Below are 12931 nucleotides of genomic sequence, written 5' to 3' on the forward strand. Positions count from 1 at the left end.
CTTAAATTTTGTTTTATCGTATTTCCGATAAAGTTCTGATAAAATTTTTAGCATGAATGATCAAACAACTCTCTCGCGTGCTGAACGCCAACGTATTCAATTACAAGCAGAAATTATTGAAGCTGCTTTTTTGGAATTTTCTGAACGCGGTTATCATCAAACTGCGATCTCTGACATTGCCAAAAGACTGGGGATTGGTCATGGCACTTTCTATCGTCATTTTGAGAATAAGCGAGACATTCTGGATAAAGTCATTGTCGATACCATGTTTAAAATTACCGCCTTACTGGCCGATGAAAATGCGCCAGATGCAGTATCGACCTTAGACGCCTATCGAACGCAATGTGAAAGGATTTCCAGTAAATTTCAGGAATTTGCCAAAGATAATCCACGCGCTGTGCGCTTAATTCTGCTCGAAGCCACTTCAATTGATAAAGAAATGACAGCACAGGTGCATAACCTGTTACACCTCGGTGGCTTACTTACCGCAGACTATTTAAAAAATGGCGTTAAGTGCGGTTATTTAAAAGCGGATCTGGATACCGAAATGACTGGGCATGCCATCGTCGGCATGATTATCGCGGGTGCATTTAAGTTCTTATCCGCGCCTGCTGATTCTGATGTGCTCAAAAAATATAGCGATGCTGCAATTCAAATGATGATGGCAGGCATCGCCTAAAGTGAAAGAAGCGTTCCTATCTAAGTTGGCTTAAACTCAGGCATATTGTTTAAATAAGCCAAGGCTTGTGCTGTTGAGCCTTCATTTAAGGGACTATGCTTGGGATGGAAGTAGCGTAAACAGGCACGTGCAATATAGCTTGCTCGCGGCACGCGATCCTGTCTCGCTGCACGAAAATAATCGTTATAGCGGAAACGATGTGGCAATTGAGGGTCTTTAGCCACCAAAGTTTCAACGGCGATATAGGCCAATACAATAAATAGAGGGAAAGTAAAAACAGCTGCGCCTGTTCGTAATACAAGATTATTGCTCAAATGCCGAAACATCGCATCCGCCACTTCACGATGCTCTACTTCTTCTGCACCATGCCATAGCAATAAACGCAGCATTTGTTGATCAACAGGTGCTTGCTGTAGTCCCTCAGCATTGAGTACCCAATGTCCCAGCACCCCCGTTAAGTGCTCTGCCGCTGCGACCATGGCAAGGCGTGTGTTTAGCCACATGGATTTCAATCGAGCGTGTTTTAATGCATAACCCAAGGGTTTAGAGCCAAGTAGGTCATTAAAGATCCAGCTCATCATTTCGCTATACTGGCTTAAATCAATCCCTAATGCTTCAATATGCCGCGTGCCCAAAGTATGTCCATAACTATGCGCCCCTTCCTGTTTAATAAAAGCCATCACAGCTGCTTTTAATTGTTGATCTTGAACGAAAGGCAGTGCATCTCTAAAAGTCTGACAAAACCAGCGTTCTGGTGCAGGTGTAATCGGATTAATCACATTGAGCATCTGCGATGCCATTGGATCATCATAGATCCAGTGGCTCGGTGTTGCTGCAAAATCAAATACTGGACGTCGAGGAATAATTGAATGGGTTTCTTTCATTAATCCACGCATAAGACAACTCCTTATCTAAATAACCGTGACGACTATTCCTGCGTCAAAATGTTAAAACCCATCCGTGGTCCAAATGCCAGCAAAGTACGGACGAGACCCTTAATCGCCTTTGGTTTCTGGCCACTGCTGATACGGCGGAATTGAGCGGCATGCCATGCCAGTTGTAGATAGGCATCGACGGGCTTATAGCCAATCGCTGGAATTTTTGCATCAGCAACAACGGATTTACCAGCCAAGAGCTGTTTGGCTAGATCAGGTTGCATTGCAAATGGTCGAGCAAGTCCCACCAAATCTACAGTGCCATCAGCCACAATACGATTCATCAGCTCGACATTGCGTAGCCCACCCGTGAGCATCAAGGGTAATCTGCTGTGTTGGCGCAAAGCGCTGGCATAATCCAGAAAATAGGCATCACGCTGAGCCTGACGCTCAGGTGCATATCCCAGTTGAGCCGGTGACTCATAATTTCCACCTGACACTTCCAGTAAATCAATCCCTTCAGCTTCCAAGGCCAAGGCAATCTGCACCGATTCTTCCTGACTCAAGCCCCCTTTTTGGAAATCGGCAGAATTCAGTTTGACACTGAGAATTTTATTTTTACCAATGGCTTGACGCACAGCTCGGACCGTTTCAATCAAGATACGACGACGATTTTCTGGGCTTCCACCCCATTGATCGCTACGGGTATTCGCCAAAGGGGATAAAAATTGCGACAACAAATAGCCATGGGCGGCATGGACTTGTACCCCATCAAAACCTGCTTTCACAGCAAGTGCTGCCGTCGTTGCAAAACGCTGAATTTGTTCCAGGATTTCTGTTTCAGACATCACACGTGGCACACGAATCAGATTCATTGCAGGCAAATCCAGCCCCACCGCTGAGGGTGCAATCGGCTTTTTCAATAAGGGTAAGACCGCAACACGACCTGGGTGGTTGATTTGCATAATAATCTTGCTGCCATTGGCCTGTGCTGCTTGTGCCCAGAGTTTATGCGCTTGCAAGAATTGCTCGTCTTCCAACACCACATTCCTTGGCTCAACAAAGGCACGATGATCAATCATCACATTGCCGGTGATTAACAGACCTGTTCCACCTCTGGCCCATGCGGCATAAAGCTGCTGTAAATCCGTGGTGGGCGAGCCATGTCGATCTGCCAATTGTTCACTCATGGCTGATTTTGCAATTCGGTTTGGGATGCTGATGCCACATGCCAATCGTAGTGGTTGTTGTAAAGTAGAATTTGAGGATACTGATGCTGTCATTTTCATTCTTCCTAAAATATTAATCTATAGCTAAGCAGCGCGATGCTGATCTGAGCCAATGCGCTGCCAGAAGCTCATGCTAAATATTGCTGTTTAAGCCGATTCACTTGATCACGGTTGTCATGCTGCCAAGGATGAAAATCTGCTGAGAAAAAGTCGAGGTATGGCCTGCTTATCCTTCTGATTAAACCTTTACGTCCAAACAGATAATGAAGCCCTTGATATACCCCCTTTAAATCACCTTGTTGGCCTGAGTGCTGTAAAAGCTCAATGGTTCCACGGGTGGTGATCATTACAAAAGAAAGTGTTGTTTCCAGCATGACCAACCTTAGGAAATAGGGTCGATTAACCAAACTTTGATACACATCAAAGGCCACTGCTTTATGCTCGGTTTCTTCAATGGCATGCCAAGCCCAGATTTTTCTCACCTGTGCATTAAACAGAGCCAAATCTTCAGGTGCAGTCGCGATAAAATAATCTGCAAGAATTGCGGTTAGATGCTCCATGCATACCGTACACGCCAACTGATGCGCAGGAGAAAATTGTGTCTGCATCAAACGATTCATCTTTTTAAATCGCTTATAAATTCGATCGACTGGATAACCTTTTTTCAACATCATGGTATTCAATCCATCATGTTCTTTACCGTGATGTGCTTCTTGACCAATAAAGGCACGCACTTGTTTCAGTAAGACAGGATCTTTGATCTGTGATTGATAAAGGCGCACGCTATGAATAAACTGCCGCTCTCCCTCAGGAAATGCACTGGATAAGGCGGTCAGCAACATGCTCAGTAAAGGATTCTGGTGAAACCAAAATTCTGGAATGTCATCTGGAAAAGCAAAATCCATGTTACGTACTTGGATCTCAATCGAAGCAGAAACTTGACGATAGTCAGCAACCGTCGGCTTTGAAGAAACAGCAACAAGATTCATCAGGTGGCCCTCAGCTATAAAACACGCGGATTAAATTGGCGCAGTAAAAATAATGGGGTGCGTAACCGTGGAATCTGAATCGGTGGAATAAGACCACCTGATAAGTCCACCCGATGCAAACGTGCATCCACCACTTTGCCTAAGCCCATTTCATGCAAAGGATCATTCACCGTCCCCCTAAAGCATAATTTCATTTCAACACGACGTACTTCAACAGGATGTTCTTTCGGCGTGAATCGCACTTCTCGGGGTAAACCTAAGCCTAAACCGCCTGTAATATTGCGATGCGGCAAACCTAAAATGGGGGGTGCGTCTTTTATTAGCTCACCCAGTTTGGCTTCCATTTCAATCAAGACCGTTCCACGGCGCGATGCCTGACTGATAATCCGTGAACCATCATTGTCCCAACTGATTTCCCCGATTTTTTTCGGATAGCCCAGCAATTCCCGCCCAATAATCATGGCACGGTCATCATCCAAGATCATCCACGGGCAAAAGATGCCGGTTTTATTACCGACCTGAATATGTACAAATAAGCCTGCCTCGTGATACGCCCCCGTATAGACATTTTCGGGGAAATAGGCACAAAACAAATCCGCTCTGGCAGGTTTGGCCAACTTCATGCCAGCAGGTAACCAACGGGCCATCGCCTTTTCATTCACCTCGACCACCGCAGTTAAATATTGGGCATTGTGATAGAGCTTATTGCCTAAATTGGCGAGACCAATAGGTGTGCGTAGGTCATTTATCAACTGTCTCATGCTTTTAACCTCGAAAAGACCTGCTTTAATATCGGTAATAGGATGATGCGTGGGGTATAGCGTCCTCCAAGAGTCTGGGCTTGGGCAAGCCATCCAGGAATCACAATCCGACGATTGCAAGCCATGCCTTGAATGGCTTCTTTGGCAACACGTTCTGCCGACACCCAGACCAGATTGCCTCCAATGCCGTCAATTTTGCTGATGCCTGCCACTTCATTGAACCCTGTTTTGGTTGGGCCCGGTGCCAATAAGGTACAACTCACGCCTGTGCCGTTCAGCTCACTATGGAGTGATTCGGCAAAAGAATTGGCAAAGGCTTTGCTTGCAGCATAGGTTGCGTTGGCTGGTGTCGGTTGATGACCCGAGGTCGAACCCACAATCAGAATCGCACCTGTTCGACGCTGAATCATTTTCGGCAATACCGCTAAAGTCAGATCCTGCACGGCCACCGTATTCACTTCGGTCTGTTCACGCTCCCGATCCGCATCCAACTCATGCAAACGTCCGAAAGTGGCAAAGCCTGCGTTATTGCATAACACAGCGACATTGATCTGCTCTAACTCTTTGCGGAAAGTGGTTCTATCTTGGCGATCCGCAAGATCACAAGGACGTAAAGTCACCTCGACTTGGTATTTTTCACGTAGATGACTGGCAAGTGCTTCTAGTTTATCGACACGTCGTGCAACCAAAATAAGTGAATAGCCTCGTGCTGCAAATTGTTGTGCCAATGCTTCTCCAATACCCGAAGAAGCACCGGTAATCACAACTGGGGAATCTTTTAAAGGGGGTGCTAAACTCATCATCCATACTCAGATCAATAGAATAATCCTAGTATCTAAGAGCTAAAACTTGAGCGTGAGCGGTAATTCAGCCATACTGCTAATCATTTTCGGCCAAATTAAAACAAGAAATGAAAGATCCCTATGGCTTATCCAAAGCCAGTATTCCGATTTCTTATGTGCATTTACTCTTGGAAATTATGGTTGAAAAAGGCTTCTCTGCTTCCGAGATTCTGCAGCAAAGTAAAATAGCTTCGGCATTGCTGCATCAATTAGATGCGCGTATCAGTCCCAAACAATGGTCAAAATTGGCTTGGATCTGTTTAAGTTTGGCCAAAGATACTGGTTTAGGCTACGAATATGGGCTAAAACTGCGTCTCACCGCCCATGGTCCAATGGGCTATGCGCTAATGAGTAGCCCTTCTTTACGACAGTCGATTGAACTTGCAACGCAATTTTTTAATATGCGGCTCAAAGATTACCGAATTGATTTTTTTGAACACCAACAACACTCCACCATTGAAATCAAGCAGACTCACCCCGTCGTCAGTCAGCATGCTGAACAGGCGGAAATTTTAAGACGCTTTTTCTATGAATGCCTGATGATTGGCATTGTACAAACGGGACGCTCATTAACCGAGCGTGATTTTGCTGAGGTCCAACTTCAGGTAGATTGGTCTGAACCACCTTACCATCAACAGTTTCAAGCTCAACTTCCGCAGATCCATTTTGATCAAGCCCAAAACCAAATTTGCTACCCAGCATCCATCCTCAACCATGTCACCAAAATGGCAGATCCCACTGCTTTTCAACAGGCTTTAGCGCAATGTGAAGCTGAACAAATTCGTTTTTCTGAAACCATTCAAGATATTGGCTTACGTGTTAAAACAGAATTAGTTCTCACGCCGCAAAAAGGTTATCCAAGTCTAGATCAAGTTGCGGAACGTCTGCATATGTCGAGTCGCACCTTACGACGACATCTGGATGAAGCCGGTTATTCCTATCTGGGTCTATTAGATGAAATCAGATATCAAGAAGCACAAAAACTTCTGCATAACAATCATATGGAAATACAGGATATTGCACTGTACTTAGGCTATCTACAGCCTGCCAACTTTGCCCGTGCCTTTAAAAAATGGAGTGGTGTAACACCGAGCCAATTTCGTCAAAACCCAATTTAGAGCACAAACAAGTGACGTCAGGTCGATCAATCTCGACCTGACTTGAACATGCTTATTTTACAGCCGCTTGTATCAAGCCTTTTAACTGCTCAATTTCAGCCCCTGTCGCACCTTGCAAAGGTGGTCTTGGCACCCCGACCGAAAAGCCCAATAGATTGAGCCCCGATTTCACTGTTTTCGGTAAGCCCCCTTTGACAATGAAGCTCAGCACAGGTAATTGCTGATAAAATATCGCCTGAGCTTTTGGCAGATCGCCTTGTTGAATCGCTTGATATAATTGCTTTGGCAAGTCACCGAGCAAATTGGGTGCTGCCGTACACCAACCTGCCGCCCCAGCACAAAAGGCTTCTAGCGCCAATGGATTAGAACCATTATAAAATGGCAACTGCCCCTGCGTTAAAGCATGAAATTTATGCATACGCTGAATATCACCGGTGCTGTCTTTGACCATGCAAATATTGTCGATCTCATTAAACATTTTCACGATCAATTCAGGTGACATATCAATTCCACTGGTGGCAGGATTGTTATAGACCATAATTGGCAATTTTACCGATGCGGCAATCTGTTGATAATAATCATAAATTTCCTGATCGGTGAGTTTCCAATACGACACTGGAATCACCATAATCACATCTGCGCCTAATTCTTCTGCTTTCTTGGCTTTTTGAATCGCCATCGCAGTGGTCAGTTCAGAAATTCCAACAATCACAGGAACACGTTGATTCACCACCTCAATGGTGGTTTGTGCCACCTGCTGCCATTCTTGCCAAGTTAAATAAGCACTTTCCCCTGCACTGCCTAAAGGTGCAATCGCATCACACTGTGATTCAAGCAATGCATTGAGACTGATCGTTAGGGCCTCAAGATCAAGTTGTTGCCCGCCCGCTTTAAATGGCGTGACGGGATAAGCAATAATGCCTTCAATTTTCATGTGATTTATTCCTCAATACAATCTTGATGGTTTTTCAACGCCTTACGTGCGTAGTAGGCAAAATTAACTTTGTTGCGCTTATCAGTAGACAACCAGTCATGGGCTTCTTTTGCCAGTTCATGTGGAATCGGCTGGATTTGCCCTGCTGACATCGCCAACAATTGCAAACGTGCAGCACGTTCAATCAACAACGCTAAATTACAAGCTTCTTCAATGCTCTTGCCTGCAACCAGTTGACCGTGATGAGACAACAACACCGCCCGATTTTTTCCTAAAGCTTCAGAAATAAAAATGCCTTCTTCATTGCCGACTGGCACCCCCGGCCATTCACAGACAAAAGAGCAATCTTCATACAAGGCACAGGTATCCATTTGCGAAATGGCCAGTGGCACACGTAGCATCGACAAGGCTGCAATATGAGTGGGATGGGTATGGATAATGCAATTCACTTCAGGGTGTTGCTGATAAATCCAAGTATGAAAACGGTTGGCTGGGTTGGCCATGCCTTGCTGATCTAAAGGTTTGAGGTCTTGATCGACCACCAATAAATTGGCTGCGGTAATTTCGTCAAAACCCAAACCAAAACGCTGTGTGATAAAGGTATTTTCTTGTTCGGCACGACAGGTAATTTGCCCCGCCAAGCCTGCATCATGGCCATGATCAAATAAAATACGACAAGTTAAAGCTAACTTCTGTCGATCCGTATAACTGACCTCTTGGATCAAATTCATATTCTGCTGTGCAGTTTGCATCAATTGCTGTTTGCTGAGTAATGCGGTTTGCATAAGACCACCTCGCTACGGTTGATTTGTGGATGGGACAGATGCAGAATACGAAGTCAGTGGATGAGTTAAAATATCCAGTTTATAAAACTTATATGGTCCAGATCAGCATGCAGCAACCGTGGAAGATTCGTCTTCATCTTGAAGAGCGAGAAGAAAAAACCATCTTTCTCAAGTTGGCCAATCAGATTATTGAAGAGATTCTGTCTGGACGGCTCAGCTCAGGTTCACGTCTGTCTGGCTCCCGCTCGCTTGCGGAAGAATTAAAGATTAATCGTAAAACCGTACAGTCGGTTTATGAAGATTTAGAAGCACAAGGCTGGTTGATCTCCAAGCCAAGACAAGGCACCTTTGTGGCAGAGAATTTGCCTGAGTTAAAACATAAAAAGAGCAATGCTGCACTAGAACTTAATCCCTCACCGAGTACAGCAAGCCTAACAGCAGTTAAAAATGATGGCATTCCAGATACGCGTCTAATTCCTTATGAATTATTTTCACGAGCCTATCGACATGCCTTGATTCAAGTGACCCGCTCTCAAATCATGGGCTATGGCGACCCACAAGGCAGTATTGAGTTACGTCAGGCATTGCTGAAAATGCTGTCAATGGAACGCTTTATTAAAACCAGCATCGACAATATTGGTGTGGTTCGCGGCAGCCAAATGGGGATTTTTTTAGCGGCTCGTGTACTGGCTGGGCGTTCTGCTCAACGCAAAGTGATTGTGGTGGAGCAATGGTCTTATCCACCTGCGATTGAAACTTTTTTATCGCATCATTATCACATCGTTCGAGTTGGGCTGGATCAACATGGTCTTGATATTAAGCATCTTGAAGAACTACTAAAACAATATGATGTGGCTGCAATCTATACCACCCCGCATCATCAATATCCAACCACCGTGACCATGGCAATGGATCGGCGCTTAAAATTATTGGAACTCTCCAAAAGCTTTGATTTTTATATTATTGAAGATGACTACGATCACGAGTTTCATTATGACAGCCGCCCAATTCCACCGCTGATCAGTTTGCCGCATGCAGAAAAAGTCATTCATATTGGTTCACTGTCCAAAGTGTTTGCGCCGAGTTTAAGGATTGGCTATGTGGTCGCCAATCGAGACATCATCCAAGCCATGAATCAGGAGATTCTGTTGATTGATAAACAAGGTAATATCATCACTGAATTGGCGATGGCAGAACTGATGCAACAGGGAGAAATTAAGCGCCATATCCGCAAGATGCGCAAAATTTACCAACAACGGCGTGACTTTGCAGTGAACCGCTTCCAAGCGGTATTTAACGATCGAGTAGACATTAACCCTCCGTTGGGAGGCATGGCGCTATGGGTCAAATTCAAATTTCCCTATCGTTCTGAATATAATGAGCTTCTGAATCAGTTGCATATTGATGCTGAAGCGCATTTTGCGGCTGAAAGCCAAGCATCAAATCAGCATTTTCATATCCGTTTTGGCTATGCCGCCATCAATGAAACTGAAATTTCAAACATCATCAGCCTGCTCTATACTGCATTTCAGTCCAAAGCTTGAATACGCGTGATTTTATAATCCTAAGCGTAACTCCTGACTCCACGTCGATTTGGGTTGTTGATACAGATGCCAACAGGTCTGTTGCAGCGATTGCATCAATGCATGGTTAGCACTTTGCCAATGTGCCAGCGCACAATAGACCACGTGAATTCCCTTCGGCTGAAACTCTCGCGCCAATGACTGAGCCAAGGCTCGAATACTGGCAGATAGGCTTTGACTGAATAAATCTTGCTCAGATTGAATAGGCTGCTGTTGCCCTAAAAAAATCAAAGTCCCTTGTTGTTTGGACAGCATCTGTCGAATCACAGCTTGGGCAATACTCACCGCGGTTAAGCCCGTGTTTTGCCAATGGGGCTCAAGCTGTGCAGCGGACAATGCATGGTTATTTTCAGGCAGCACAAAGTCAGGTTGAAAGATGCATAAATCGACAAAATGCCCTGCTGTTTGAATCTGTTGCATGCATTTTTTTAGCGCAGCAGCATCCAACAGATTCAGTCGTACACGGATCAGCCTCTGTGCTTGAACCTCAAGCTGTAGCTGTGTTTGGGTCACATCATGCTGAAGTTGATAAACAGGTATCTCAGGGCTAAAAAGCGGGCTCAAAGCTTGTACATCATTACCCACGATCACCGCACAGCCCTGCACTTTTTGTTGGGCTTTCAACCAGTGTGGCAGCAACTTACTCATCTTAGAATTTCTCCTGATAAGGACGTAAATCTAGTTCATGCGTCCATAAATCAACATTTTGCTGATAGAGCATCCAGTAATTTTCAGCAATTGCCTCAATATTTAAACCACCCGTACCACGGGTTAACCGTGCCAGCCGTCCCAAGCCCCATAAGGCTTTATTAACACGATCACCATCAACCATGCCGTCCACCACCACATGCGCCACATGGATATTTTGCGGGCGGTAGAGCTCAGCCAAATTTAAGGCGTAGCTTCGCAGCGCAGACTTGCCCATGGTAAATGCTGCAAAAAAAGGTTTACCTCGCAAAGAAGCACTGGCACCGGTAAAAATCAGCGTGCCCTGCTGCTGTTTTTGAAAAATGCTTAAACTACGCTGCGCCACCAACACCGCAGATAAAAAGGTGGAACGCCACATTTGGCTAAAAAACTTCAGAGTGCTTTGTAAAAAGATCGAAGGAATATTACCACCCACATTATGGATCACCGCGGCCAATGCTTCTGGCTGATCGTTTAAATGATCAAATAAGGTCTGCAGCTGCTGCTCGTTTTCAGCATCCAGCGCATAGGCAACAGCCTGCCCACCTTGGCGATTAATCGCTGCAGCGACCTTTTCGACCTTATTTAACGTTCGCCCCACCACATAGACTTTGAATTTTTCCTGAGCAAAACGGCGACAAACAGCTGCACCAATGCCTTGCTCCGCACCCACGCCAACCACCGCAACAATCGCAGTTGGCTGCGTTATCTCTTGCTTCGACCGATTCATAATTGTTGTATCCAATGCTGAATATGCGGATAACTGTTAATTTTAGGTCCCCAGATTTTACTGGTACGTACTACCTCTAACAGTTGTGAACCCACTGCAATATCGGCAATGGTTTTGCTCTCACCGACGAGCCAGCCCGTTTGACCCAATACCAACTCGATGCGTTCTAAATGCCGAGTAAATTCTGCCTCGATATCCGCCTTCGCCATTCGTCCTGTACCTTGCATCTTCACTTGCAGATTCAGCGCGGCTTTGAGCAAAGGTTTCATTAATACAATCTCATGCTTAGGACGACCTTCCGCACTAATCGCCACCGCATGATTCAAGGCATCGGCATCACTGACCCGAAAATATACTTCATAGAAATATAACAATTCGTCCGACCAGTCTTCCCACAATTCCACATAGGCTTTTTGCAGCGGATCCGTAGGATATAAACGGGGCAACTCTGGATAAGCATCATCTAGAAAACGGGCAATTTTAGTACTGTCCTGAATGCGTTGTCCGTTGATATCCAGCACAGGGACTTTGCCGACTTTGCTGAGTCCTGGGACTTTAGCCCCCAATACGCCGTTATAATTTACAGTTTCAAATGCAATGCCTTTAAACTGCAACATCCGCGCAACTTTCTTGCAGAACGGTGAAATTTCCCATTGATGTAAGACCACTGTACTCATTGTTATATTTCCATCTTTTATTGAATTGATCTGGATGATAAGCCCGCAATGCAAAGCGAGCTCAACTTATCTTACAGATATTTATCCCTTTGGTGATGTGTAAGCGCGGGTGATTTTTTTCGCGCCGATTAATGAATAAAAGTCGATTGTTCTGGCGATAAACCAATTTTGATTTTGGTTTTTGCCACAATATCCGATTCATCGGTATCATTAGGATGGAAATCACGACGATAATAAGAGAAAAATTGTGGCACCAGTTTTCGATAGGCCTGCACGGTAAAGCCTGCAAATTTAGCCCACGATTTCAGATTGAGTAATTGCTTATCTCTGGACATCAATACCACTTGGTAGACGTTCGAGAAGGTTGTGATGAGGACCAAACTCAGGCTAAAAATCGCTACGCGTGGGATATAGGCATCTAGTCCTTTGCCATAGAGATATTCATACATGTCATAGGCAACCGCTTTATGTTCGGTTTCTTCGACACTGTGCCACAGCCATAAATTACGGATCGTGGTATCAGTCATTAATTCATTGACGTTTTTCATCATCTCCACCACCAATACTGCGGTGTAATGCTCCAACCCAACTGTGACCAAGAGATTCCACTTTTTCGGAAAGGTACGTTCAATGGCTTTAAGGATAATGCCTGTGACTTTTTCCAGTGATTCAGGGTCTAGGCCATATTGTTGCGCACTGACATGAAAGGCATGATGCTCTTTGGAATGCATCGCTTCCTGACCAATAAAAGCCCCAATATCACGATCCAGCTGCGGGTTGCTTTTGACTTGATCACGTAAAGCCCTGACTGAACGGACAAAGTAAGACTCTCCTTCTGGAAATAGGGTGGAAAGACCTGTGAAATAATGGGTAAAACTTGGCTCATCATTACACCAGTATTTGGGCATATCCTGAAATTCATAATCCATACGGCGGACTGGAAATGATGCAGGTATCTTTTGCTTTGATTTTTCTTTTAACGTTGACGCAGACATAACTCACCTCAAGAATAGATCTCAAAATATTAAGTTCCAAAAAAGAA

14 protein-coding genes are annotated in these 12931 nt (G+C 44.8%); 3 read left to right on the top strand and 11 right to left on the bottom strand.

Translation table 11 applies throughout. The annotated features are described in order from the left end of the window. Positions 1-52 precede the first annotated feature (52 nt). Positions 53-679 (top strand): TetR/AcrR family transcriptional regulator, encoded by a 627-nt coding sequence (locus NG55_RS05480; RefSeq protein ID WP_016652807.1) that lies wholly within the window; start codon positions 53-55, stop codon positions 677-679. A 20-nt stretch (positions 680-699) separates the two neighbouring features. Here the strand turns inward: NG55_RS05480 and NG55_RS05485 are convergent, their stop codons facing one another. The 5 genes from NG55_RS05485 to NG55_RS05505 form a co-directional block, all read right to left on the bottom strand. After that, positions 700-1575: a metal-dependent hydrolase gene (locus NG55_RS05485; RefSeq protein WP_065342604.1), complete on the bottom strand. Its 876-nt coding sequence runs from the start codon at positions 1573-1575 to the stop codon at positions 700-702. A 32-nt stretch (positions 1576-1607) separates the two neighbouring features. Next, a complete protein-coding gene (locus NG55_RS05490; RefSeq protein ID WP_065342605.1) occupies positions 1608-2837 on the bottom strand; it encodes an NADH:flavin oxidoreductase/NADH oxidase family protein in 1230 nt (409 codons plus the stop codon). Between the two features lie 74 nt (positions 2838-2911). Continuing rightward, a complete protein-coding gene (locus NG55_RS05495) occupies positions 2912-3772 on the bottom strand; it encodes a metal-dependent hydrolase (RefSeq protein ID WP_065342606.1) in 861 nt (286 codons plus the stop codon). A gap of 14 nt (positions 3773-3786) precedes the next feature. Beyond that, on the bottom strand, positions 3787-4533 hold the full coding sequence (locus NG55_RS05500) for an acetoacetate decarboxylase family protein (protein WP_065342607.1): 747 nt from the start codon (positions 4531-4533) through the stop codon (positions 3787-3789). Then, the gene (locus NG55_RS05505; protein WP_065342608.1) at positions 4530-5333 is read right to left on the bottom strand and encodes an SDR family NAD(P)-dependent oxidoreductase; all 804 of its coding nucleotides are present in this window, start codon (positions 5331-5333) and stop codon (positions 4530-4532) included. Before NG55_RS05505 ends, NG55_RS05500 begins: the two co-directional genes overlap by 4 nt. 110 nt (positions 5334-5443) lie before the next feature. Between NG55_RS05505 and NG55_RS05510 the strand changes: the two genes are divergently transcribed. Next, positions 5444-6493, top strand: a complete 1050-nt coding sequence (locus tag NG55_RS05510) for a helix-turn-helix transcriptional regulator (protein WP_065342609.1) — start codon at positions 5444-5446, stop codon at positions 6491-6493. Positions 6494-6545: 52 nt separating this feature from the next. On the opposite strand, the gene NG55_RS05515 is transcribed toward NG55_RS05510, so the two are convergent. Together NG55_RS05515 and NG55_RS05520 are read right to left on the bottom strand one after the other, a co-directional pair. Beyond that, the gene (locus NG55_RS05515; protein ID WP_065342610.1) at positions 6546-7427 is read right to left on the bottom strand and encodes a dihydrodipicolinate synthase family protein; all 882 of its coding nucleotides are present in this window, start codon (positions 7425-7427) and stop codon (positions 6546-6548) included. Positions 7428-7432: 5 nt separating this feature from the next. Continuing rightward, entirely contained in the window at positions 7433-8212 is a 780-nt protein-coding gene (locus tag NG55_RS05520) for an aldolase (protein WP_065342611.1), read from the bottom strand. Between the two features lie 38 nt (positions 8213-8250). Here NG55_RS05520 and pdxR point away from each other — a divergent pair, with 38 nt between their 5' ends. Then, on the top strand, positions 8251-9756 hold the full coding sequence (gene pdxR, locus NG55_RS05525; RefSeq protein ID WP_065342716.1) for a MocR-like pyridoxine biosynthesis transcription factor PdxR: 1506 nt from the start codon (positions 8251-8253) through the stop codon (positions 9754-9756). A 12-nt stretch (positions 9757-9768) separates the two neighbouring features. Here pdxR and NG55_RS05530 read toward each other — a convergent pair whose 3' ends face one another. The 4 genes from NG55_RS05530 to NG55_RS05545 form a co-directional block, all read right to left on the bottom strand. Next, on the bottom strand, positions 9769-10443 hold the full coding sequence (locus NG55_RS05530) for an oxidoreductase (protein WP_065342612.1): 675 nt from the start codon (positions 10441-10443) through the stop codon (positions 9769-9771). Between the two features lies 1 nt (position 10444). Next, a complete protein-coding gene (locus NG55_RS05535) occupies positions 10445-11212 on the bottom strand; it encodes an SDR family NAD(P)-dependent oxidoreductase (protein ID WP_065342613.1) in 768 nt (255 codons plus the stop codon). After that, positions 11209-11889, bottom strand: coding sequence for a glutathione S-transferase family protein (locus tag NG55_RS05540; RefSeq protein WP_065342614.1), 681 nt, complete (start codon positions 11887-11889; stop codon positions 11209-11211). The genes NG55_RS05535 and NG55_RS05540 overlap by 4 nt, the downstream gene beginning before the upstream one ends. Positions 11890-12017: 128 nt before the next feature. Then, entirely contained in the window at positions 12018-12884 is an 867-nt protein-coding gene (locus tag NG55_RS05545) for a metal-dependent hydrolase (protein ID WP_065342615.1), read from the bottom strand. Between the last annotated feature and the right edge of the window lie 47 nt (positions 12885-12931).

This window comes from Acinetobacter gyllenbergii (assembly GCF_001682515.1).
Taxonomy (GTDB): Bacteria; Pseudomonadota; Gammaproteobacteria; order Pseudomonadales; family Moraxellaceae; genus Acinetobacter; species Acinetobacter gyllenbergii.

Excerpts from the sequence above, each read along its gene's own strand:
- NG55_RS05520 (WP_065342611.1), bottom strand. The coding sequence starts at position 8,212 with ATGCAAACCGCATTACTCAGCAAACAGCAATTGATGCAAACTGCACAG.
- NG55_RS05495 (WP_065342606.1), bottom strand. The coding sequence starts at position 3,772 with ATGAATCTTGTTGCTGTTTCTTCAAAGCCGACGGTTGCTGACTATCGT.
- NG55_RS05485 (WP_065342604.1), bottom strand. The coding sequence starts at position 1,575 with ATGCGTGGATTAATGAAAGAAACCCATTCAATTATTCCTCGACGTCCA.
- NG55_RS05540 (WP_065342614.1), bottom strand. The coding sequence starts at position 11,889 with ATGAGTACAGTGGTCTTACATCAATGGGAAATTTCACCGTTCTGCAAG.
- NG55_RS05490 (WP_065342605.1), bottom strand. The coding sequence starts at position 2,837 with ATGACAGCATCAGTATCCTCAAATTCTACTTTACAACAACCACTACGA.
- NG55_RS05545 (WP_065342615.1), bottom strand. The coding sequence starts at position 12,884 with ATGTCTGCGTCAACGTTAAAAGAAAAATCAAAGCAAAAGATACCTGCA.
- NG55_RS05515 (WP_065342610.1), bottom strand. The coding sequence starts at position 7,427 with ATGAAAATTGAAGGCATTATTGCTTATCCCGTCACGCCATTTAAAGCG.
- NG55_RS05480 (WP_016652807.1), top strand. The coding sequence starts at position 53 with ATGAATGATCAAACAACTCTCTCGCGTGCTGAACGCCAACGTATTCAA.
- NG55_RS05510 (WP_065342609.1), top strand. The coding sequence starts at position 5,444 with ATGAAAGATCCCTATGGCTTATCCAAAGCCAGTATTCCGATTTCTTAT.
- NG55_RS05530 (WP_065342612.1), bottom strand. The coding sequence starts at position 10,443 with ATGAGTAAGTTGCTGCCACACTGGTTGAAAGCCCAACAAAAAGTGCAG.
- NG55_RS05535 (WP_065342613.1), bottom strand. The coding sequence starts at position 11,212 with ATGAATCGGTCGAAGCAAGAGATAACGCAGCCAACTGCGATTGTTGCG.
- NG55_RS05505 (WP_065342608.1), bottom strand. The coding sequence starts at position 5,333 with ATGAGTTTAGCACCCCCTTTAAAAGATTCCCCAGTTGTGATTACCGGT.
- NG55_RS05500 (WP_065342607.1), bottom strand. The coding sequence starts at position 4,533 with ATGAGACAGTTGATAAATGACCTACGCACACCTATTGGTCTCGCCAAT.
- pdxR (WP_065342716.1), top strand. The coding sequence starts at position 8,251 with ATGCAGAATACGAAGTCAGTGGATGAGTTAAAATATCCAGTTTATAAA.